The sequence below is a fragment of the Neisseria sp. P0001.S007 genome (assembly GCF_051963655.1).
GTDB classification, from domain to species: Bacteria; Pseudomonadota; Gammaproteobacteria; order Burkholderiales; family Neisseriaceae; genus Neisseria; species Neisseria subflava_A.
In genome coordinates, this window is sequence record NZ_JBQCUB010000014.1 from 1 (window position 1) to 22,077 (window position 22,077).

The window sequence follows — 22,077 nt, forward strand, 5'->3', positions numbered from 1 at the left end:
TTTATTTTATAAAAAACACAATCAATCTTTCTACACTATCCAAACATACAAAAAACACAAACTAAAGGCCGTCTGAATTGCTCTTTCAGACGGCCTTTTGAATTTGACCTTCGCTTTAATTTATATTGTTGCCGCTTGTTTTTTGGTATGATGTTTCTTTGATCCTTTATATCAGCCTCGAGTTTGCTATGTCTGTCTATACAAGTGTTTCCGACGCTCAAATGCGTGACTTCCTTCTGCAATATGATTTGGGAGATTTTGTTTCTTTGCAGGGGATTGCTCAAGGAATTACTAATAGTAATTATTTTTTGACAACTTCAACCGGTCGTTATGTCTTGACTGTTTTTGAGGTTTTAAAATCAGATGAACTGCCTTTCTTTTTAGAACTCAACCAGCATTTGAGTCTGAATGGTGTTGCCTGCGCTGCTCCGATTGCTCGCAAAGATGGCAGACTGCATTCTATTTTGGCCGGAAAACCGGCTTGTTTGGTTACTTGTTTGAATGGCTCGGATACCGGCTGGCCAACTGAGGCTCAATGCTTCCATACCGGTGCTATGCTGGCCAAAATGCATTTAGCCGGTCAAGACTTTCCTTTAAAAATGAAAAATCCTCGTTATGATGACTGGTGGCATAATGCCTGCACTCAATTGCTACCTGTTTTAGATTCTGAGGATGCCACACTGCTTCAATCTGAAATTGCTGCTTTAGATGAAAATCTGGGAGACCATTTGCCTTCCGGTATTATCCATGCAGATTTATTTAAGGATAATGTATTGCTTAATGGAGATGAAGTTTCTGGATTTATTGATTTTTATTATGCGTGTAACGGTAATTTCATGTACGACTTGGCCATTGCAGTTAACGACTGGGCGCGGACAGCCGATAATAAATTAGACCCTGCTCTTTATGATGCTTTTATCCATGGCTATGAAAGCGTGCGTCCTTTATCTGATGAAGAACGTGCATATTTCCCTACTGCACAAAGAGCCGGATGTATCCGTTTCTGGGTATCGCGCCTACTTGATTTCCATTTCCCTCAATCAGGAGAAATGACGTTTATTAAAGATCCAAATGCATTTAGGGATCTGCTCTTGAGTCTTAAATAATATATAGATAAAAGGCCGTCTGAAATTCAGACGGCCTTTTATCTAATGCCCTCCCTCGCCGGAACCGCTAAACGGAGGTCTTGCCAGCCAAATAATGGGAATCATACTGATGAATATGATACTGCCTGCCAAGAAGATTTCATTTGAGCCAATAATAAAGCCTTGTTGGGAAATAGTACTATTTATCGCAGCCAGGGCTTGCTCTTTGCTCAGGCCATTGGCCATCATGCCTTGAATAGATTGGTTGCTGATTGAGGACAATGAATTAATATGTTCGGTCAGCTGAGTATGGTGCAGAGCTTCGCGCCGTTCCCACATGGTGCTGACAATGGACACTCCAACACCGCCCATAAAGACTCTCAAGAAATTAGACAAGCTACTGGCCGAGGCAATTTGGTTGCCCTTCATATGTGATAAGGTGATACTGGTCAGGGGCAGGAAGAACATGGCTACGCCTAAACCCTGCCAAAACTGTGGCCAAACGACGTTGCTCATATCCATGCCGGCATAGAAATCGGTTCGCCAATGGAATGTATAGGCAAATACCAAGAAGCTGGCGCTGACAAACAGGCGCATATCGACACGATTGCCAAACTTACCAATAATCGGCGACAGAATAATCGGCAGAAAACCTACCGGTGCAGCAGCCAAACCAGCCCAAGTAGCGGTATAGTCGAGATTTGATTGCAACACCAAAGGCAGCAAGGTCAATGTACCCATATACACCATAAAGCCCAAGGATGTCGCAACAACGCCTATCGTAAAGTTTCTATTTCTAAACAATGACAAATCGACAATCGGGTATTTCTCGCCCAGCTCCCAAACAATAAAATAGGTCAGGAACACCAAAGCGGTAACGCCCAAAACGATAATCTCTCCCGAGGCAAACCAGTCCAATTCCTTACCTCTATCAAGCATCATTTGCAATGCGCCGACACCGACAATCATCAACACCAGCCCGACATAATCGATTGGCGCCCTAATAATTTCGGTTTCCCTGTGTCTAAGCTGTTTCCAAGCAATGGAGGCGGATAAAATCCCGATTGGGATATTGATAAAGAAAATCCATCCCCAATGCCAGTTGTCCGAAATCCAACCGCCCAAAATCGGCCCCAATACAGGGGCAACAACGACGGTCATTGCCCATAAGGCCAGTGCCAATGTTCGTTTTTCAGGCGGATAGGAGGCCATCAACAGGCTTTGGGACAAAGGAATCAATGGCCCGGCAATGAAACCTTGCAATACACGGAAAAAAACCAAGGCTTGAAGATTATGTGCAATGCCACACAGCCATGACGTGACGACAAACCCGATCACAGCGGCGATAAAGATTTTGACCTCGCCAAACCGCTTAGCCAAAAAACCCGTCAAGGGAACGGAGATGGCATTGGCTACGGCAAATGAGGTAATCACCCAAGTCCCCTGCGTGGTAGCCGCACCCAAATCCCCTGCAATAACAGGCACGGCGACGTTGGCGATGGTACTGTCCAAGACTTCCATAAATACGGCCAAACTGAGCGCTAAAGTTGCCAACACCAGCTTAAACCCTTGTAACGGCGGATAATTCATATTTATAAACTATAAGACAACCGCCAAAGCGGTCGATTGAAGAGAATCAATATTTCAGACGGCCTGAGCCTTCAATAAAAGACTCAGGCCGTCTGAAAAGATTATTTTGCGTATTGCTCGAAGATTTTATCGACTAAAGCATCGGCGGCTTTCCAATCCACACTTTCCGTTTCCGGCAAGGCAGTATTTCGTTCTGCTTCGGCAGTCATGGCTTTACCGCTGCCCTTTTCGGCAATATCGACTTTAACAGTCATCGACAAACCGACACGGAGCGGATTTTTTTGCAATTCTTTAGCATCCAAACTGATACGCACCGGTACACGTTGCACAACTTTAATCCAGTTGCCCGTTGCGTTTTGCGCCGGCAGTAATGAGAACGCACTGCCCGTACCTGCCGACAAGCCCATTACCTTGCCGTGGTAAACCACTTTGCTGCCGTACAAATCGGCTGTCATTTCAACAGGCTGTCCGATTTTCATTTTGCGCAGTTGCGATTCTTTAAAGTTGGCATCCACCCACAATTCAGACAGAGGCACAACAGCCATCATCGGCGTACCTTGTACGATACGTTGGCCGACTTGGACATTGCGTTTGGCAATTTGACCGCTAATCGGCGAACGGATTTGCGTACGTTGCAGATTCAGCCAAGCGTCTTTGATGTGGCTGATGGCCGTCTGAACTGCCGGTTGTTGCCGCAGAGGAATATTGCTACCCAACGCTGCCTGAGCGGAAACTTCTTCCGCCTCAACCGCTTTCAATGCAGCCTGAGCCTGAACCACAGCTGCACGGGCATGGCTGAGCTCTTCGCCGGAAACCGCTTCCGTACCCGCCAAGGATTCACGGCGGCGCAAATCGGCTTGCGCACGGGCCAAATCGGCTTTACGCAACAACACTTGCGCTTTGGCTTTTGAATTGACCGCAGTTTGCTGTTTGTTTTGACGGATGGCCTGAATCAATTCATTTTGCGCGCGATCGTATGCCAGCTGAAAATCGCTGTCGTCTAAAGCCACCAACACATCGCCTTTTTTCACGACATCCGTATCGTCATACATGACTTTGCGCACCGTGCCGTTCACCTGCGGCGTAATCATCACCAAATGACCGGCCACATAAGCATCTTCCGTTTCTTCTTCATGCTGCCAAAACAGGAAATACGCCAAAGCGACTCCTGCTGCCGCAATAAGGAATAGGAGTGTAACGATAACCAAATTGCGTTTGCGATGCGTTTTAGCGCCGGAAGCGACTACTTCCGGTTCTTTTTGGACATTATTTTTTTCCGATTGAGTATCCATAAGTCCTAACTTTAATTCTGCACATGTGATAACGATATTATTGTTTGCTGGGCGCTGACTTATACTATCAGTCCCCAATACGCGTGTTTAACGCGCTAAAGGGTCATATTTTATAGTTACACTCTATTCATTACAATAATTTCTTCCGGTAGCAAATGTAAATAAGGTAAGCAAAAGGCCGTCTGAAATTACTTTCAGACGGCCTACGTTTTAATAAAACGTTTATTTCTTATTTAATTTAAAGCCACCGCCCAACTGGGCATTGAGGTTACTCCAAGCTGTCAGATATTCTGCATGGTATTGAACTGCCGACATTTTCGTACGCACAGCTTCATCTTGTTTTTGCAAGGCGCTCAAGCCGTTATCCAAACCTGCACGAACACGTCCTTTTGCATTTTGTGCAGATTTATCGGCAATATTGACCATCTTGTTCCAAGTATCTTGTCGGCTCTTCAGGCTTTGATAGTCCACTACGGCATCTGCCGCCGAACGCATGGCATTCAAAACAGTTTGGTCATACACGGCAACCTGCTCGTTATATTGGGCACGTTTACCCGCCAATTTGGATTGCAACGCCCCGGAAGTAAACAATGGCAGATTCAAAGCCGGAACAATGCCCAACATACCGGAAGTCCGTCCGCGAATCAGATTGAACGCATCAATGTGCGTCATACCTGCCAAAACTTTCAACTCGATATTTGGGTAAAACTCTGCCTCTGTCGATTTGACGATATGCCATTTCTCTTCAAGCAAGGCTTTTTGTGCCGCGATATCGGGACGGGCCGCCAACAAGTCCGCTTCAATACGGCTAACCGGCAATGACGGCACAGCCGCCATTTTTTCCGGAACCTGTCCATTTAATGCACCCGGCACTCGGCCGGTCAATACAGCCAGACTGTTGCGGATTTTCTCATTTTTCTGAGTCCATACCGATTTTTCAAGCTGTAATTGTTGTTGCGCCATTTCCAGAGCGTGCAAGGCATCGGCTGGAGCCAGCTGCGCTTTAACGCGTTGTTGCATCAGTTTCAATGCTTTATCAGCCAGCTCTATGCGCGTATCCAGCAAAGCCAGTTGTTCTGTCGCCATCTGCCACGCAAAATATTGGGCAGCAACGGCATGAGCCAACTCGGTGCGGATGTGCTGCGCTTCATATACCGCTGCCCGGCTTTTTCCCAAAACGGCTTGAATCTGCTCTCGGTTTTTACCCCAAAAGTCAAAAACCAAGCTGCCTTGCAAGGCTGCGTTCGCCAAAACCAATGTATGGTCGGTATCAACCATACCGGCTTGAGGTTTGGGTGAAACATAAGCACCCAGACCTGTAACGCCCAAGCCGACTTGCGGTTTGTTTGCGGCTCCCACAACGCCCAGCTGCGCCTGAGCTTGCTCAAACCTTGCCTTGACGACACGCAGATTGGTAGACGTCTGAATGGCGGAAGCAATCAAATTGTTTAATTTTTTATCTTTCAGCTTCATCCACCAGCCGTCTTGGGCAGTAGCGGCAGATTGGCCTTGCGGCAGCGGATAGGCTGTTGTCTCATCCAAAGGCGACTGTTTGCCGAACGGCGCACATGCCGCCAACAGCGAAACAGCGGCAACGCATACGCTTGATTTGACCAAACCTAATTTCATACAGACTCCGTTTATGTGTGCCTGCCGCAGACCATCAGGCCGTCTGTTGTCAATTGCCCAAACGGTTCAACAGTTTACCCAACAGGTGTTGCAGCGTATCATAATCCTCTTTCGTGAAATCTTCCCACGCCTGGCCGCTCTGACGGGCAATTTGCGGCCATACTTCGTGGATGAAGGTTTCACCCGAAGGGGTCAATTTTAGCACAATCTGACGACGGTCTTTCTGATTGATATAACGCTCTACCCAGCCGCGCTCAACCATGTCGTCCGACAGGCGTGTTGCACTGGTGCGCGTCAAGTCCATCAGGTCGCTCAAGCGCGAAGGCAGGATTTCGCTGTTTGGGCTGACGTAAACCGCCATCAGGGAAAACCACAGGTTTTCATTGATGCCGAACGCTTTCAGGTTTTCGTTCAAATGGCTACTCAAACGTTCGGTTACGATGCGCAACATGCGGGATACTTGGTTTTGCTGCTCCGGAAACTGCGGCAGACGGGTAGAAAGCAAACGCATTGCGTTGACTAATTCGGTTTGTGAAAAACTCATAAATTCCTTCTTTCTGAGTGAGTTATTTTATTCGATATCAATCAAAATAAAATATGATGTAATAATTTACTTTAAGATACCAATTACTTACTTTAAGACGTTATACTAATTCAGATGATTATTTTAGTGTATGAAAATCTGATAATCGGTTACATGCTCCTACTAAACGGAGTTTTCTATGCCTAAATCATGAAAATCCGACCATAAAAAAGCCGTCTGAAACCTTGATGACATCTTTCAGACGGCCTCCATAACGGATTAAAATAAGCTTTCCCACTTGTACCGGATCCAAACCATGAACACTTCCGCCTTTTTCCCCCATATCACCCTTATCGGCGTCGGTTTAATCGGCGGTTCGTTCATGCTCGACCTCAAACGCTTGGGACTGGTTCAAACCGTTACCGGTATCGACACCAATGCCGACAACCTCAATTACGCACTCGAATGCGGCATCATCGACCATGCCTATCCGAATATTTGCGCCGAAAGCATCGGCAACGCCGATTTGGTTTTGATTGCCACGCCTGTCTCCGTCCTGCCTGACGTATGCCGCGACATCAAGCCCTTCTTAAAAGATACGGCCTGCGTTTCCGATGTCGGCAGCACCAAACAATCGGCACTCAATGCCTTCCGCACCCACTTATCCGACCGCCTGCCGCAATGTTTTGCCGCCCACCCGATTGCCGGCTCGGATCAAAGTGGGGCAAAATCCGCGCGTTGCGGTTTGTTTCAAAACAGTCGCCTTATCATTACGCTACACGGCCAAGAGGCTTCAGACGGCCTGAGACGGCTGAAAAGCCTATGGCAGGCGGTTGGTTCGCAAATTTCCACCATGAGTGCCGAAGAACACGACAATATTTTTGCCGCCGTTTCCCACTTGCCGCACTTAGTCGCCTTTGCCTATGTCCACGCTTTGGTTGATCATCCTCACGGCAAAGACTACCTCCCCTATGCCGCCACCGGCTTTCGCGACTTTACCCGCATCGCTTCCAGCCATCCTGCCGTTTGGACAGACATCTGCATGGCCAACTGCCCTGCCCTGCTCAAACTAACCAGCGATTTGAAAGAACAATTATCCAAATTGGAACAACTCCTTTCAGACGGCAACAAAACCGAGCTTTACCGCTATTTTGAAGAAGCCGCACAAATGCGTAATGACTGGCTAAAAAACCGTTAAATCTGTTTTCAGACGGCCTGACGCCTTCTCAGCTAAAATCTTCATCACAATAAAAAGGGCATCTGTTTAGATGCCCTTTTGGATTTCTTACGACTTCAACGTTTCACTCAGCCTTTCAAACGAAACTCAGCCGCTCTGGCGTGCGCGGTCAAGCTTTCACCATGCGCCAACACGCTGGCGGTTTTACCCAACTTCTGCGCGCCTTGTTCTGAAACCTGAATCAGACTGGAGCGTTTTTGGAAATCATATGTTCCCAAAGGAGAAGAGAAACGCGCCGTGCGGCTGGTCGGCAAAACGTGGTTGGGGCCTGCGCAATAGTCGCCAAGGCTTTCACTGGTATAGCGCCCCATGAAAATCGCACCAGCATGGCGGATTTTTTTTGCCCACTCTTGCGGATTTTCGACCGACAGTTCCAAGTGTTCGGGAGAAATATAGTTGGCGATTTCGCAGGCTTCGTCCAAGTCTTTAGCCAAAATCATTGCGCCGCGGTTGCCCAATGAAGCTTCAATAATCGCACGGCGCGGCATGGTTTCAATCAAGCGGTTCATGGCCGTCTGAACTTCGTCCAAATACGTTTGAGAAGTACCGATCAAAATCGCTTGTGCAATTTCATCGTGTTCCGCCTGACTGAACAAATCCATGGCCACCCAATCGGCAGGCGTCGTACCATCGGCAATCACCAAAATTTCAGACGGCCCTGCCACCATATCGATACCGACCACGCCGAACACGCGTCGCTTGGCCGCAGCGACAAAGGCATTGCCCGGGCCGGTAATCTTATCGACTTGAGGCACAGATTCCGTACCATAGGCCAAAGCCGCAACCGCCTGAGCGCCGCCGACCGTAAACACTTTGGTTACACCGGCCACAAAAGCAGCCGCCAACACGATATCGTTGCGCTCGCCTTTCGGAGTAGGAACGACCATGATGATTTCTTTCACGCCGGCAACGTGGGCAGGCATAGCGTTCATGATGACAGAACTCGGATAAGCGGCTTTACCGCCCGGAACATAAATACCGACACGGTCAAGCGGCGTAATCTGTTGACCCAAAAGCGTGCCGTCTTCGTCTTCGTAAGTCCACGACTCCATTTTTTGGTGTTTATGGTAGCTTTCCACCCGTCTCGCAGCCGTTTTCAAGGCCGTCTGAATGTTTTCAGGCAAACGCTCAAACGCAGACTGCAAGTCATCTTGCGTCAGGATTAAATCGTCGATGGTTTGAGTGGATGTACCGTCAAAGCGGTTGGTATATTCAATCAACGCCGCATCGCCGCGTTTTTGAACATCGGCGCAGATATCGGCAACAATACGGTCAATTTCAGGGTTTTGCGCGGTTTCAAAAGCGAGTAACGCTTTGAGTTCGGCTTGAAAATCAGGGGATTGGGTGTCGAGTTTCTTCATGGTTTGCTCTCTTCCTTGTTTCGTTCCTATTGTTTTCAGACGGCCTCAGCCACACATAGGCCGTCTGAACATTATTTTTTCAAAAAACCTTTTTTCTGCAAAAACGCCAACATATGCGGCCGTACAGGATTGCCCAAGGTTTTGGCCAGCGATTCCTTCCAAGGTATCGGGCTACCCTTGCGTAACTCATAATAATCCGCCACTGCCTGATTATAGGCTTCAACCGCCTCGGCATTCAGGCTCGGACAGGCGTTTTCGGCATAGACCATTTCCTTAGGCAGGCGCGGTTTGAGCGGCGGGTCTTGGTCCGGATAACCAAGACACAATCCCACCAAAGGCACGCAATAATCCGGCAGGTTCAATACGTCCGACACTTTTTGTGCATTATTGCGCAACGCGCCGATATACACGCCGCCCAGCCCAAGTGATTCGGCGGCAAGCAATACATTTTGCGCCATAATGCCTGCATCGACCGCGCCAATCAGGGTTACTTCCGCCCAATCAATTTGCGCATCGGGAAACATCGCCTTGTGTTTAGAGAAATCGATGCAAAACAATAAAAATTCCGCACAATGGACAATATAAGGTGCGCTTCCTGCCGCTTCATGTATCCCCTGCCTCAGCGCAAGGTCGGATACTCGGATGATGGAAACGCATTGCAGATTATTGGAAGTAGAAGCCTGTTGTCCGGCGCGAATCAGCGTATCGAGGATTTCATCGGCAATCGGTTCGGAAGTAAACCTACGGATGGAACGATGGGAAAGAATCGTATTGAGTGTCGGTTTGCTTTGCATCATGACGGGGCTTTCAAACTGGGTTGGCAGACAGTTTTTGCCAAAAACTTTTCAGACGGCCTTAGCGGCATTTTCAAATGCCTGAATAATCGGATTCAACAGCGCATATTTGGTTTTCAACGCCGCCTTGTTGACCACCAAGTGGCTGGAAATATCAGCCACATGTTCCACAGCTTCCAAACCATTGGCCTTCAAAGTATTTCCGCTGGAAACCAAATCGACAATCGCGTCGCTCAAACCAACCAAAGGCGCAAGCTCCATCGAGCCGTACAGTTTGATGATGTCCACATGCACACCTTTATCGGCAAAGTGTTCGGCGGCGATGTCGGGATATTTGGTGGCAATCCGCAAGCGGCTGCCGGGTTTGGAGGCAACGGCGTAATCGAAACCTTTTTTAACCGCAACCATCATGCGGCATGAGGCGATGTGCAAATCCAAAGGTTGATACAGGCCATCTCCGCCATGCTCAATCAGCACATCCTTACCGGCAATACCGAAATCCGCCGCACCATATTGCACATAAGTCGGCACGTCGGTCGCGCGCACAATCACCAAACGGATGTTGTCATGATTCGTACCAATAATCAGCTTGCGCGATTTTTCCGGCTCTTCCGCAGGCACAATACCGGCGGCGGCCAGCAGCGGCAGGGTTTCCTCAAAAATTCGCCCCTTGGATAAAGCAATCGTTAAAAGTGTGTCGGTCATTTTTTTCTTCTCCTTTGCCGTATCAAAAACAAGAAGGCCGTCTGAAATCCACAACCCATTTCAGACGGCCCCAACTACGGTTTTACAATAAAGTTTTCACATCAGCCGCAATCGTTTCCGGCTCGCTGCCATAAGGCGAGAAAATCGCCACTTCGCCGTTTTTATCAATCAAATATGCACCTGAAGAGTGGTCGACCAAATAGTTTTCGCTGTCTTCTTTTTGGTTAACTTTAGCCGATACCACACGGTATTGCTGTTTGATGACAGGCAGGCTTTGATCGCCGGTAGCCGTCAGGCCGATAAAATCAGGGTGGAACTGTTTGGCGTATTTGCCGATTACTTCAGGCGTATCGCGCTCCGGGTCGATGCTGACAAATACTACTTTCACGTCTTTAGCCTGATCGCCCAATTGTTTCAAAGTATCGCTGTAAGTCAGCAACTCGGTCGGGCATACGTCAGGACAGTGGGTATAACCGAAAGACAGGATAACCACTTTGCCTTTCAAGTCGCTCAGGCTGAAAGGTTTGCCGTCGCCATCGGTCAATGTGAAGTCGCCGCCAATATCTTCTTTGCGCATATCGGTACCACGCGCTTGCACTTTGGGTGCAGACTCACCGGAAGCAGCAGGCGCAGCAGAAGTGGCAGGTGTCGAAGAAGCCTCTTTGGCCTCTTCTTTAGGCTGACAAGCAGCCAGAGCAGCCAACGCAAAAGCACTGAGTAGGAAAGTTCGTGTAACGGAAAGCATAAATTTTCTCCAAAACCGTTTCAAATAAGTAAGGCCAAACAACTGCCCGGCCGATATAAAAACAAAACATCTTCATATTAACGCGTTTGACACATTAAATGTAGCCCTTTTTGCAGATAAATACTGCTTTTTTTGTTTTAAAAATCTGCCTTCTATTTGGATAGCCATCAAACGTAAAAAGTTTAATTCATTAAAAATCAAATAAATATAAAAATAATCCAATTTTTTTTCAAATACTGCTTTACAAGATTCAAGAACTCGCTATAATGACGACTTCTTCGCTAGCCCAGGTGGCGAAATTGGTAGACGCAGGGGACTCAAAATCCCCCGCCGCAAGGTGTGTCGGTTCGAGTCCGACCCTGGGCACCAAATTAAAAAAACCTCTTGATTCAGTCAAGAGGTTTTTTGCTATTTATCATTTGCAAAACCTTCTCCTTACTCAAACTGTCAACAATCCACCCACATCAAGCTCAATAAAACTATTTTTTTATTTCTTTAAAATCAAACGATAATCTATTTTCACTCCTTAAACGTTAAAAGATGAAAGATTTTGTCTTGCTTGTACAGTCGGATTGCGTTATCGTTTCTACTCTTTTTCACAAACTCTGTGTTTCTTTCCAATTGCTTGGATAGTCTGACTGTCATCGTATTCCCTCAGTGCGCGTACCCTAAATCGCTGCTTGGTGGAATTGCATTACAGGTGCTGTGGTGAGGCGGATTGTTCCTATTGGTTTGAGACCATATAAAAGAGGTCAATATGCAATTATCTGGCGCACAAATCATCGTGCAAAGTCTCAAAGCCGAAGGTGTCGAGTATGTATTCGGCTATCCGGGCGGCGCGGTTATCGAAATCTACGATGCCCTTTTCCAACTCAATAAATTCAAGCACATCCTGGTTCGCCACGAGCAGGCAGCCGTACATGCGGCAGATGCCTATGCCCGTGTCAGTGGCAAAGTCGGCGTTGCCTTGGTGACTTCCGGCCCAGGCGTAACCAATGCACTGACCGGCATCGCCACCGCTTACAGCGACTCCATTCCGTTGGTAGTCATCAGCGGCCAGGTGGGCAACTCCCTTATCGGGACAGACGCATTCCAAGAAGTGGACACAGTCGGCATTACTCGCCCTTGTGTCAAACACAATTTCTTGGTAACCAATATTGCTGAGTTGGCAGACACCATCAAAAAAGCTTTCCAAATTGCCGCAAGCGGCCGTCCGGGTCCCGTTGTTGTCGATGTTCCTAAAGATGTTACCCAAGCAATGGCTAAATTCAGCTATCCGCAAGAAGACATCTTCATCCGCTCTTACCAACCGGTTGTACAAGGCCACATCGGTCAAATCAAAAAAGCCGTACAAATGCTGGCTTCCGCCAAACGCCCTATTGTTTACTTCGGCGGCGGCGTGGTTTTGGGCAATGCCTCTGAGGAAATGACCAAATTCGTCCGCATGATCGGCGCTCCTTGTACCGGTACATTGATGGGCTTGGGTGCATACCCTTCCAGCGACCGCCAATTCTTGGGCATGCTGGGCATGCACGGCACTTACGAAGCCAACCTCGCCATGCAGAATGCAGACGTTGTACTGGCAATCGGTGCGCGCTTCGATGACCGCGTGATTTCCGTGCCGTCCAAATTCTTTGAAAAAACCAAAAAAATTATTCATATCGACGTTGACCCGTCCAGCATTGCCAAACGCGTCAAAGTGGATATCCCGATTGTCGGCGACGTGAAAAACGTATTGTCCGAAATGATTCAATTGTGGGGCAAGCAAGAATCTGCACCTGCAGCCGACTCATTGGATAAATGGTGGAAAAGCATTGAAGAATGGCGTTCTCGCAACTGCCTGTGGTTTGATAATGAAAGCGAAATCATCAAACCGCAATACGTCATTCAAAAACTGGCCGAAATCACCAATAATTCTGCCATCATTACTTCCGATGTCGGTCAACACCAAATGTTTACCGCTCAATATTACCCATTCGAGCGTCCGCGCCAATGGCTCAATTCCGGCGGTTTAGGCACAATGGGCGTAGGCTTGCCATATGCCATCGGTGCGAAACTGGCCGCTCCTGATCAAGATGTATTCTGCATCACCGGCGAAGGCTCGATTCAGATGAACATCCAGGAGCTGTCGACCTGCTTCCAATACCGAGTTCCAGTTAACGTCGTTACCCTGAACAACGGCTACCTCGGTATGGTCCGCCAATGGCAAGAACTTTATTATGGCAACCGTGAATCGGAAACCTATTTCGACTCATTGCCTGATTTTGTCAAACTGGCTGAAGCCTACGGCCATATCGGCATCCGTGTGGACAAGAAATCCGATGTAGAAGGCGCATTGCTGGAAGCATTAAACCAAAAAGACCGCCTGGTATTCCTCGATTTCTTGACTGATAAGAAACAAAACGTACTGCCTATGGTCGGCAACGGCAAAGGCTTGGACGAGATGGTTCTGCCGCCGCATATGCGCGAAACATTGTCAGCGTAAGGAGAGAAAAATGCGACATATCTTATCTATTCTGATGGAAAACGAATCAGGTGCGATGAGCCGTGTGGTAGGTTTGTTCTCCGCACGCGATTACAACATCGACTCCCTGGCTGTTGCGCCAACCGAAGACAAAACCTTGTCTCGCATGACCATCGTTACCCACGGCGACGAACACGTTATCGAGCAAATCACCAAACAGCTCAACAAACTGATTGAAGTTATCAAAGTGGTTGATTTGAACGAAAGCCGTTTTGTCGAACGCGAGCTGATGTTGGTAAAAGTCCGCGCCGTCGGCAAAGACCGCGACGAATTCCTGCGATTGACCGAAATCTACCGCGGCAGCGTCATTGACGTAACAGACCGCAGCTACACCATCGAAATAACAGGTTCTACCGAAAAACTCGACTCTTTCCTCGAAACAGTCGGTCGCGCCCAAATTTTGGAAACCGTACGCACAGGCGCAGCCGGTATCGGTCGTGGCGAGCGTATTTTGAAAATTTAACGCTGTATCGTTCAGACGGCCTTTTACTTTCAACAAAGGCCGTCTGAAAAACAGTAGGAGACAAATATGTCAAGCATCCAAATCGTTGCATTAGTTACCGTCAAACCCGAATACACCGAGACTCTGGCTGCCCAATTTAAAGAATTGGTCAAAACCAGCCGTGCAGAAGAAGGCAACATCAGCTACGACCTGCACCAAGAAATCGGCAAACCCAACCGTTTCGTATTCGTAGAAAGCTGGAAATCCCAAGCAGCTATTGACGAACACAATGCCAGCGAACATTTCCAAAACTTCGTCAAATCCATCGAAGGAAAAACCGAAGCATTGGAAATCGTCTTGATGAACCAAGTCCCCGCTTAAGCCCCTTTACTTTTAACTCAACCCGGATTATCCGGAACCCTCTTACACTAAGGAAATAAAATGCAAGTTTATTACGATAAAGACGCTGACCTTTCTCTGATCAAAGGCAAAACCGTTGCCATCATCGGCTACGGTTCACAAGGTCACGCACACGCAGCAAACCTGAAAGATTCCGGCGTAAATGTCGTAATCGGTCTGCGCCAAGGCGGCTCTTGGAAAAAAGCCGAAGCAGCCGGCCACGACGTGCGCACCGTTGCTGAAGCAACCAAAGCAGCCGACGTTGTAATGATTCTGTTGCCTGACGAAAACCAACCTATCGTATACAAAAACGAAATCGAGCCTAACTTGAAAGAAGGTGCAGTATTGGCGTTCGCCCATGGCTTCAACGTACACTACAACCAAATCGTACCTCGCGCCGACCTCGACGTTATCATGATCGCCCCTAAAGGCCCAGGTCACACCGTACGCAGCGAATTCCTGAAAGGCGGCGGCGTACCTTCCCTGATCGCCGTTTACCAAGATAAAAGCGGCAAAGCCAAAGACATCGCCCTGTCTTACGCAGCAGCCAACGGCGGCACTAAAGGCGGCGTAATCGAAACCAACTTCCGCGAAGAAACCGAAACCGACCTGTTCGGCGAACAAGCCGTATTGTGCGGTGGCGCAGTTGAATTGGTGAAATGCGGCTTTGAAACTTTGGTTGAAGCCGGCTATGCTCCAGAAATGGCCTACTTCGAATGTCTGCACGAGCTGAAACTGATCGTTGACCTGATGTACGAAGGCGGTATTGCCAACATGAACTACTCCATTTCCAACAATGCCGAATACGGTGAATACGTTACCGGCCCTGAAGTAGTGACTCCTGCAACCAAAGCAGCGATGAAAAAAGCACTGTACCGTATTCAAAGCGGCGAATATGCCAAAATGTTCATCCAAGAAGGCGCGACCAACTACGCCAGCATGACTGCCCGTCGCCGTCTGAACGCCGACCACCAAATCGAAAAAGTGGGTGCACAACTGCGTTCTATGATGCCTTGGATCGCTAAAAACAAACTGGTTGACCAAGACAAAAACTAATCTGTCTTTCAAGCAAATGAAACCTGCCTGATCACTCAGGCAGGTTTTTTATAATTTTAAAACCCAATACACTATAAATCTCACTCAACAAGGCCGTCTGAAAACAATATAAACAACATTTAAACTCCAAACTCAATAAGCCGTCTTTTATGGTTCTCCTAGAATTTCCTTTTAAAAAAACATATTACGAAATAAACGACCATTTCCCATACCTACTCTGTCTGCAAAAAACAACGTTTCCCAACAAAATACGCCTAAAACAAGAGGAAAATTTGTTTTCTTAAGCCATAACCTTTATATTATGGTTATGGAATCGTTGAAACAGAACGATATCGTAATAAGAAGAACGAATGCTCGCTTCTTCACACTTAAAAAAGGAAAACAGCAATGAAAAAATCCCTGATTGCCCTGACTTTGGCGGCTCTACCTGTTGCAGCTATGGCTGACGTAACTCTGTACGGTCAAATCAAAGCCGGTGTTGAAGTATCCAAAGTAAAATTGGGTGAAAAAACCGCTACTGCACTGGGTAAAGAGAAAAGCTCTAAAACTGCTACTGAAATCGCTGACTTCGGTTCACGCATCGGCTTCAAAGGCCACGAACACTTGGGCAGCAACTTGAATGCTATCTGGCAAGTTGAACAAAACACTTCTATCGCCGGTGGCGACAAAGAGTGGGCTTCTCGCGAATCTTTCATCGGTTTGGAAGGTGGCTTCGGTAAAATTCGTGCCGGTAAATTGAACTCTACTGTTAAAGACTCTAGCGACAACGTTGACCAATGGGAAAGCAGCAACGGTGCTTTGAATATGTCTGTATTTACCCGTGTTGACAAACGTGCAGTGTCTGTACGTTACGACAGCCCTGTATTCTCAGGCTTCAGCGCAAGCGTACAATACACTCCACGTGACAACGCTAACCCTTCTGACAAATACGCTCACAAAGTTCCTTCTCGTGACACTTACTACGCTGGCCTGAACTACGAAAACTCTGGTTTCTTCGGTCAATACGCTGGTGGTTTCCGTAAAAACTCTGTAGATGTTAAAGACGGTCACGTACAACGTTTGGTAGCTGGTTACGATGCTAACAACCTGTTTGTATCTGTAGCTGGTCAATACGCTAAAAACTGGGAAACTTTGGGTGATTACGCTCAAGCCCAATCTAACGGTGTTGTAACTGATGATATGCGCACTGCTGGTACTAACGCTTCTAACGTAGTATTTGGTACTGCTGCTGGTTTGGATGGCAAAGGTGTTGAAACTGTTGAAGTTGCTGCTACTGCCGCTTACCGCGCTGGTAACGTAACTCCTCGCGTTTCTTACGCTCACGGCTTCAAAGCTAAAGTTGACGGTCAAAAACTGAAAGGCACTCAATACGACCAAGTTATCGTTGGTGCTGACTACGACTTCTCTAAACGTACTACCGCTCTGGTTTCTGCCGGCTGGTTGCGTGGTGCTGAGTCTGGCCCTCACAAAGTTGAAACCATCTCTGGTTTGGTTGGCCTGCGTCACAAATTCTAATCTTCGGATTAGTATGAAAAAGAGCCTGTTTTATGCAGGCTCTTTTTTTATTCTATTCCCTACCCTCAACGAAAATTGATTTAAGCGTTGATATATAAAAAGGCCGTCTGAAACCAATTAGTTTCAGACGGCCTTTAGTCTATCTATCCCTATTGCCAAATGACAATAAGGTCAACAAACAAGCTCTTTATTTTTCATTCAAAATCTTACCGACGATCTCGCCCACATCTTTGGACAAATCTTCTTGTGCATAGATGCGTTGCAACTCTTTGGTCATGACGGCTTTTCGAGTGGCTTCCAATTTGTTGCAGATGTTGAAAGCCTGCACCAGTCGGGCGGCAACCTGTGGGTTAAAGTGGTCGATTTCCATCACTTTATCAGCAATAAAACGGTATCCACTACCATCTTCTGCATGGAAGTGCGGAATATTACGACTGAAGCTCATCAATAAAGAACGGGCTTTATTTGGATTTTCGATACTGAACTTAGGATGACTCAAGGCCGTCTGAACTTGCTGTAAAGTATCTTTGCGGCGACTTGAGGCAATCAGAGCAAAGTATTTGTCCATTACTAAAGCATCATCTGCGAATTTATCGGCAAATTGTGTCAACAAACGATTGCGGATTTCGCTTTCATTGCTGTTGATTGCGGATAAGATACCCCATTCGTGGGTCATGTTTTGCGCCATTGCTTCGTAATTTTCCGCAACGTGTTCGATATGCGCTGCGTCAGCACGAAGGATAAATGCCCTGCAAGCATTGCGCAAAGTGCGCCAGCCGGCCAATTCCGGGCTGTATTCATAACGAACAGCAGCATCAGCCTGGTTTTCTTGCTCGGCAGCTTGACGGTTCAGCTCGCGCCATTGAGGCAGGAACTTGACGGCAACGGCATTGAGCAAGACTTCTCGCGCTTGATGAACCTGAATCGGATCAATATTTTCCTCTTCCGCCCATACATCGGTTTCAGACGGCATTTGCAGCAAAATGGCACGGAATGCTGGATCGAAGTCACTGGAAACCACCAAAGCCAAAGCGTCCATCAATGCTTTGTGTTCCGGCAAAGGACGGCCTTCCGCCAATGCCTGACGGTTAGCGTTAATGGCACGATGGTACAGGGTTTGAGCAGCTTCCCAACGGGCAAATTCATTTTCATCTGCCGCCAGCAAAGTGGCCAATTCTTGCTCGCTGTACGGATAGTTCAGGGTAACCGGTGCAGAAAAATCTCGCAACAGAGACGGGATAACCGGCTCATTGACGCCGCCCAAGACAAAAGTCTGCTCAGCTTCAGTCAATACCAAAACCGCCTCTTTCACCCGTTTGCCTTGATATTCAAATTCAACCGCTTCGCCTTTTTCATTCAGCAAACCGGTTTTGACCGGAATCATCATCGGCTGTTTGTCCGCCATATCGGGTGTAGCCGGAATGGTTTGTTTGATGGTCAATTCAAACGCACCATCTTTCAGACGGCCTTGAGTATCTAAACCCGGCGTACCGGCTTGGCTATACCACAAAGCGAACTGATCAAGATTGATGCCGTTTGCGTCTGCCATTGCGGCACGGAAATCATCACAAGTCACAGCCTGACCGTCGTGGCGTTGGAAATACAGCTTCATGCCTTTTTGGAAGCCCTCTTCTCCGAGCAAGGTGTGATACATGCGCACGACTTCCGCACCTTTTTCATAAACGGTCATGGTGTAGAAGTTGTTCATCTCCTCATAGCTGGCCGGGCGGACAGGATGCGCAGTCGGTCCCGCATCTTCAGGGAATTGGAACAAGCGCAGCATACGGACATTGTCGATACGACGTACCACGCGGCTGGCTCGGTCGCCGGAAAACTCTTGATCACGGAATACGGTCAAACCTTCTTTCAGCGACAATTGGAACCAATCGCGGCAGGTCACGCGGTTGCCTGTCCAGTTGTGGAAATATTCGTGGCCGACGACAGATTCGATGCCTTCAAAGTCGGTATCAGTCGCGGTACGGCTGTTGGCCAGCACAAACTTGGTGTTGAAAATATTCAAACCTTTGTTTTCCATCGCACCCATATTGAAATCGCCCACGGCAACGACCATGAAAATATCCAAGTCGTATTCCAAACCGAAGCGTGTCTCGTCCCATTTCATCGCATTTTTCAACGATTCCACTGCAAACCCGACTTTAGGTTTGTCTGTCTCCGTGGTGTAGAACTCGATTTTGACCTTACGGCCGCTCATGGTCGTAAAATAATCTTCCGTTACCGCCAAATCGCCTGCTACCAAAGCAAACAGATAGCTCGGTTTGGCAAACGGATCTTCCCATTTCACCCAATGACGGCCGTCTGAAAACTCGCCGCCATCGATTTTATTGCCGTTAGACAACAACACCGGATAGCGTTTTTTGTCTGCAACGATGGTGGTGGTAAATTTAGACATGACATCCGGACGGTCAATATAGAACGTAATTTTGCGGAAACCTTCCGGTTCGCATTGGGTAAACAGGTTGCCGCCGGAAGCATACAGACCCATCAGAGATTTGTTCTCAGCCGGCAAAATTTCGGTTTCCACTTCCAGAGTGAAGTTTTCAGACGGCACGCCTGCAATCGTCAGTTTTTCGTCTTCCAACACATAATCTACGGCCTGGCCGTTTACTTTCACAGACAGCAGTTTTGCCGAACCATCCAATACCAACGGCTCCCCTGCTCTTTCAGGTTGAACGGTCAGACTGGATTTGACGATGGTTTGCGGTTCTAAAATATCGAAATGCAGGTCGGTTTTCAGAATACGGTACGCTGGCGCGGCGTAGTCTTTCAAATAATGGATGGTTTTGCTCATTTGTTCTCTTTCAGAGTCATGCGGTAAATAGATGAAGCATATCGTTTCATCTAGCCTAAATTCAAGTGTTTTCGGAAAAAAAGCCGTCTGAAACCTAAAATTTCAGACGGCCTCCCTATTCAGGCAGCAAATCTAGTTGCCTGTCATTGCCAACTTACCACTGATACAGCGCACCGGCACCCACACCGACATGACCGTCGGTATTGGCCGAGAAGTTGCCTTTGACAATCCAGTTGCCGCCGTCGCTCATCGCAGACACGCCGATGGCCATGGCAGACTGGCCGCCATAGTAGCCGCTGCCGACACCGATACCGGTCGCACCCGGACGGGTTACTTGAGGAATCGAGCCTTGGGCAATCGCACCGGCCACACCCGCGTAGGCTTTCTTGCCTACTTGGTTGATGTTGTTCTGCAACTCGGTACCCAAACCGATCAACTGGTTCACGTTTGCCGCATCTGTACCGTCTTTACCCGGAGCTACATTGGTAATGCGTTGGCCGCCGTTGTTCAGACCGACAGGAGACAATTTGACTTGGTTGTTCGGATTGTTTTCAGTCGGTGCAGCGATGGTTACGCCATCGTTGTTGACCACGGTATTGCCTGCGGTCAGACCATCTTTGTTCAACGCAACTTTATCACCGACTTTCACGCCGTCGTTATTCATCACAGTATCGCCTGCTTTGAATGTATCGGCATTCACTGTCTTCACGCTAATCTCGTCAGCCAACTTCAGTTGAGCGCCACCGGCTACGGTTTCGCTGATGATGTTGCTGTCGCCTTTAACGTTGATGGTGTCGCCCAACGCGTAGTTGTTGTTGCCGGTCGTACCGCCGAAGTTAATGCCTTTGGCAATCGTCGCAGCATTGTTGGCTACGTTTTGGTTGGTTGCGTACAACTGGCTGCCGTTGACGGCATCTTTGCTGTTGGCATTGATGTCGCCATCCGCTACGTTGGTTACTTTGTTGCCCGCATTGTCCAAGCCGTCTTTCGTCAGGTTTACCTTGCCTGCTTTCAAGCCATCTTTGTTCAATGCAACATCGTCACCCACTTTGACACCGTCAGCATTCACTGCGGTATCGCCGGCTTTCACGCTGTCAACATCCAAGTCTTTATCGGTTGCCACCTCGTAAACAGTTTGACCCTTGTCGCCTGTTTTCTGAGTCACAACGATGTTCTTACCTTGAACGACTTCAGTCTTAGATGCAGCGGCAGCTTGTTTCAGTTGAGAAACATTGACTGCATCGGTGTCATCCGTACCGGCTGCAACGTTGGTAATCTTATTGCCGCCATTGTCCAAGCCGTCTTTAGTCAGGTTTACCTTGCCTGCTTTCAAGCCGTCTTTGTTCAATGCAACATCATCGCCAACTTTCACACCGTCATTATTCATCACGGTATCGCCTGCGGTAACACTGTCTACTTTCAAGTTTTTATCGGTAGCCACTTTGTAAATGGTTTGGCCATTGGCGCCGACATCCTGAGTAACAACAATGTTATCGCCTTGAACGACTTCAGTCTTAGCCGCAGCCGCAGCTTTGTTCAACTGAGCAACATTCACCGCATCAGTATCATCGGTACCAGCCGCAACATTGGTAATCTTGTTGCCGCCGTTGTTCAAGCCAGCTTTAGTCAGGTTGACATCACCAACTTTCACGCCGTCAGTATTGACTGTGGTGTCACCGGCTTTCACGCTGTCAACTGCCAAGTCTTTAGCCAATTTGACTTCCAACTTATCAGAGCCATTCGCTACAACGCCGATATTGCCGTCTGAAAGTTTGGCTGCATCGGTTTGACCGCCAACAATATTCAGCTTCGTACCCGGTTTGCGTTCAACGTCTTTGCCACTGTCGCCGCCGAAAGTCAAAGGCAGATTGGCAGTTGCATTAACGGCTTTGATTGCATCGTGGATATTGTTCTCACCAGTACCGCCAATATCGGTCATGCTGATGTTGCCGCCATTATTGGCTGCATTACCACCCAATACATTCACCAACTGATCTTGGGCCGCATTCAACTGCTCTTCAGTCGCCGCACGTTTGCCTTGGGCAAAGTCGCTGCCGCCCAAAGTCGTATTGCTCAAGCCGCTGACTTCGCCTTTATCACCATCGATTTTTACCGGAGCCGCTTGACCGACATTCAATACATCGGCCAGTTTCAGCTGTGCACCACCGGCTACGGTTTCGCTGATGATGTTGCTGTCGCCTTTGACATTGATGGTGTCACCCAATGCGTAGTTGTTGCTGCCGGTGGTACCGCCGAAGTTGATGCCTTTGGCGATATTGGCGGCGTTGGTCGCGACGTTTTGGTTGGTCGCAAACAGTTGGCTGCCGTTGACGGCGTCTTTGCTGTTGGCATTGAGGTCGCCGTCAGCTAC

At 48.1% G+C, this 22,077-nt stretch carries 17 protein-coding genes and 1 tRNA gene; 8 read left to right on the forward strand and 10 right to left on the reverse strand.

What is annotated here, in order from left to right; all coding sequences use genetic code 11:
* Nucleotides 1-188 precede the first annotated feature (188 nt).
* Nucleotides 189-1,106, forward strand: coding sequence for a homoserine kinase (gene thrB / locus ACTHRE_RS10605; RefSeq protein ID WP_377073733.1), 918 nt, complete (start codon nt 189-191; stop codon nt 1,104-1,106).
* A gap of 42 nt (nt 1,107-1,148) precedes the next feature.
* Here thrB and ACTHRE_RS10610 read toward each other — a convergent pair whose 3' ends face one another.
* The 4 genes from ACTHRE_RS10610 to ACTHRE_RS10625 all read right to left on the reverse strand — a co-directional run bounded on the left by ACTHRE_RS10610 (nt 1,149) and on the right by ACTHRE_RS10625 (nt 6,140).
* On the reverse strand, nt 1,149-2,675 hold the full coding sequence (locus ACTHRE_RS10610; RefSeq protein WP_377073734.1) for a DHA2 family efflux MFS transporter permease subunit: 1,527 nt from the start codon (nt 2,673-2,675) through the stop codon (nt 1,149-1,151).
* 101 nt (nt 2,676-2,776) lie between these two features.
* Nucleotides 2,777-3,967, reverse strand: a complete 1,191-nt coding sequence (locus tag ACTHRE_RS10615; protein ID WP_315040067.1) for an HlyD family secretion protein — start codon at nt 3,965-3,967, stop codon at nt 2,777-2,779.
* A 222-nt stretch (nt 3,968-4,189) separates the two neighbouring features.
* Nucleotides 4,190-5,596 (reverse strand): efflux transporter outer membrane subunit, encoded by a 1,407-nt coding sequence (locus tag ACTHRE_RS10620; RefSeq protein WP_377073735.1) that lies wholly within the window; start codon nt 5,594-5,596, stop codon nt 4,190-4,192.
* Nucleotides 5,597-5,645: 49 nt separating this feature from the next.
* On the reverse strand, nt 5,646-6,140 hold the full coding sequence (locus ACTHRE_RS10625) for a MarR family transcriptional regulator (protein ID WP_004521040.1): 495 nt from the start codon (nt 6,138-6,140) through the stop codon (nt 5,646-5,648).
* Between the two features lie 295 nt (nt 6,141-6,435).
* On the opposite strand from ACTHRE_RS10625, the gene ACTHRE_RS10630 reads away from it, so the two are divergent.
* A complete protein-coding gene (locus tag ACTHRE_RS10630) occupies nt 6,436-7,317 on the forward strand; it encodes a prephenate dehydrogenase (protein ID WP_377073736.1) in 882 nt (293 codons plus the stop codon).
* Nucleotides 7,318-7,424: 107 nt separating this feature from the next.
* Here the strand turns inward: ACTHRE_RS10630 and hisD are convergent, their stop codons facing one another.
* From hisD to ACTHRE_RS10650, 4 genes are all read right to left on the reverse strand, one after another.
* Nucleotides 7,425-8,717 carry a histidinol dehydrogenase gene (gene hisD / locus ACTHRE_RS10635; protein ID WP_377073737.1) on the reverse strand — a complete coding sequence of 431 codons (1,293 nt, stop codon included), beginning with the start codon at nt 8,715-8,717 and terminating at the stop codon, nt 7,425-7,427.
* Nucleotides 8,718-8,788: 71 nt separating this feature from the next.
* A complete protein-coding gene (nfsA, locus tag ACTHRE_RS10640; protein ID WP_377073738.1) occupies nt 8,789-9,514 on the reverse strand; it encodes an oxygen-insensitive NADPH nitroreductase in 726 nt (241 codons plus the stop codon).
* Between the two features lie 48 nt (nt 9,515-9,562).
* Nucleotides 9,563-10,216 carry an ATP phosphoribosyltransferase gene (hisG, locus tag ACTHRE_RS10645; RefSeq protein ID WP_377073739.1) on the reverse strand — a complete coding sequence of 218 codons (654 nt, stop codon included), beginning with the start codon at nt 10,214-10,216 and terminating at the stop codon, nt 9,563-9,565.
* 82 nt (nt 10,217-10,298) lie between these two features.
* Nucleotides 10,299-10,961 carry an SCO family protein gene (locus ACTHRE_RS10650; RefSeq protein ID WP_070583489.1) on the reverse strand — a complete coding sequence of 221 codons (663 nt, stop codon included), beginning with the start codon at nt 10,959-10,961 and terminating at the stop codon, nt 10,299-10,301.
* A 284-nt stretch (nt 10,962-11,245) separates the two neighbouring features.
* Here ACTHRE_RS10650 and ACTHRE_RS10655 point away from each other — a divergent pair.
* The 6 genes from ACTHRE_RS10655 to porB all read left to right on the forward strand — a co-directional run bounded on the left by ACTHRE_RS10655 (nt 11,246) and on the right by porB (nt 16,897).
* Nucleotides 11,246-11,330, forward strand: a tRNA-Leu gene (locus ACTHRE_RS10655).
* A gap of 388 nt (nt 11,331-11,718) precedes the next feature.
* Nucleotides 11,719-13,446, forward strand: coding sequence for a biosynthetic-type acetolactate synthase large subunit (ilvB, locus tag ACTHRE_RS10660; protein WP_377073740.1), 1,728 nt, complete (start codon nt 11,719-11,721; stop codon nt 13,444-13,446).
* 10 nt (nt 13,447-13,456) lie between these two features.
* Nucleotides 13,457-13,948, forward strand: coding sequence for an acetolactate synthase small subunit (gene ilvN / locus ACTHRE_RS10665; RefSeq protein ID WP_003685820.1), 492 nt, complete (start codon nt 13,457-13,459; stop codon nt 13,946-13,948).
* 66 nt (nt 13,949-14,014) lie between these two features.
* Nucleotides 14,015-14,308 carry a putative quinol monooxygenase gene (locus tag ACTHRE_RS10670; protein ID WP_377073741.1) on the forward strand — a complete coding sequence of 98 codons (294 nt, stop codon included), beginning with the start codon at nt 14,015-14,017 and terminating at the stop codon, nt 14,306-14,308.
* Between the two features lie 60 nt (nt 14,309-14,368).
* Nucleotides 14,369-15,382 carry a ketol-acid reductoisomerase gene (gene ilvC, locus ACTHRE_RS10675; protein ID WP_070646594.1) on the forward strand — a complete coding sequence of 338 codons (1,014 nt, stop codon included), beginning with the start codon at nt 14,369-14,371 and terminating at the stop codon, nt 15,380-15,382.
* 387 nt (nt 15,383-15,769) lie between these two features.
* Nucleotides 15,770-16,897 (forward strand): trimeric porin PorB, encoded by a 1,128-nt coding sequence (porB, locus tag ACTHRE_RS10680; protein ID WP_070646593.1) that lies wholly within the window; start codon nt 15,770-15,772, stop codon nt 16,895-16,897.
* Nucleotides 16,898-17,084: 187 nt separating this feature from the next.
* Here the strand turns inward: porB and pepN are convergent, their stop codons facing one another.
* The gene (gene pepN, locus ACTHRE_RS10685) at nt 17,085-19,706 is read right to left on the reverse strand and encodes an aminopeptidase N (RefSeq protein WP_377073742.1); all 2,622 of its coding nucleotides are present in this window, start codon (nt 19,704-19,706) and stop codon (nt 17,085-17,087) included.
* Between the two features lie 154 nt (nt 19,707-19,860).
* On the reverse strand, nt 19,861-22,077 hold a 2,217-nt coding region (locus tag ACTHRE_RS10690), incomplete at its 5' end, for a YadA family autotransporter adhesin (RefSeq protein ID WP_440345066.1).

Excerpts from the sequence above, each read along its gene's own strand:
- thrB (WP_377073733.1), top strand. The coding sequence starts at position 189 with ATGTCTGTCTATACAAGTGTTTCCGACGCTCAAATGCGTGACTTCCTT.
- ACTHRE_RS10610 (WP_377073734.1), bottom strand. The coding sequence starts at position 2,675 with ATGAATTATCCGCCGTTACAAGGGTTTAAGCTGGTGTTGGCAACTTTA.
- ACTHRE_RS10615 (WP_315040067.1), bottom strand. The coding sequence starts at position 3,967 with ATGGATACTCAATCGGAAAAAAATAATGTCCAAAAAGAACCGGAAGTA.
- ACTHRE_RS10620 (WP_377073735.1), bottom strand. The coding sequence starts at position 5,596 with ATGAAATTAGGTTTGGTCAAATCAAGCGTATGCGTTGCCGCTGTTTCG.
- ACTHRE_RS10625 (WP_004521040.1), bottom strand. The coding sequence starts at position 6,140 with ATGAGTTTTTCACAAACCGAATTAGTCAACGCAATGCGTTTGCTTTCT.
- ACTHRE_RS10630 (WP_377073736.1), top strand. The coding sequence starts at position 6,436 with ATGAACACTTCCGCCTTTTTCCCCCATATCACCCTTATCGGCGTCGGT.
- hisD (WP_377073737.1), bottom strand. The coding sequence starts at position 8,717 with ATGAAGAAACTCGACACCCAATCCCCTGATTTTCAAGCCGAACTCAAA.
- nfsA (WP_377073738.1), bottom strand. The coding sequence starts at position 9,514 with ATGATGCAAAGCAAACCGACACTCAATACGATTCTTTCCCATCGTTCC.
- hisG (WP_377073739.1), bottom strand. The coding sequence starts at position 10,216 with ATGACCGACACACTTTTAACGATTGCTTTATCCAAGGGGCGAATTTTT.
- ACTHRE_RS10650 (WP_070583489.1), bottom strand. The coding sequence starts at position 10,961 with ATGCTTTCCGTTACACGAACTTTCCTACTCAGTGCTTTTGCGTTGGCT.
- ilvB (WP_377073740.1), top strand. The coding sequence starts at position 11,719 with ATGCAATTATCTGGCGCACAAATCATCGTGCAAAGTCTCAAAGCCGAA.
- ilvN (WP_003685820.1), top strand. The coding sequence starts at position 13,457 with ATGCGACATATCTTATCTATTCTGATGGAAAACGAATCAGGTGCGATG.
- ACTHRE_RS10670 (WP_377073741.1), top strand. The coding sequence starts at position 14,015 with ATGTCAAGCATCCAAATCGTTGCATTAGTTACCGTCAAACCCGAATAC.
- ilvC (WP_070646594.1), top strand. The coding sequence starts at position 14,369 with ATGCAAGTTTATTACGATAAAGACGCTGACCTTTCTCTGATCAAAGGC.
- porB (WP_070646593.1), top strand. The coding sequence starts at position 15,770 with ATGAAAAAATCCCTGATTGCCCTGACTTTGGCGGCTCTACCTGTTGCA.
- pepN (WP_377073742.1), bottom strand. The coding sequence starts at position 19,706 with ATGAGCAAAACCATCCATTATTTGAAAGACTACGCCGCGCCAGCGTAC.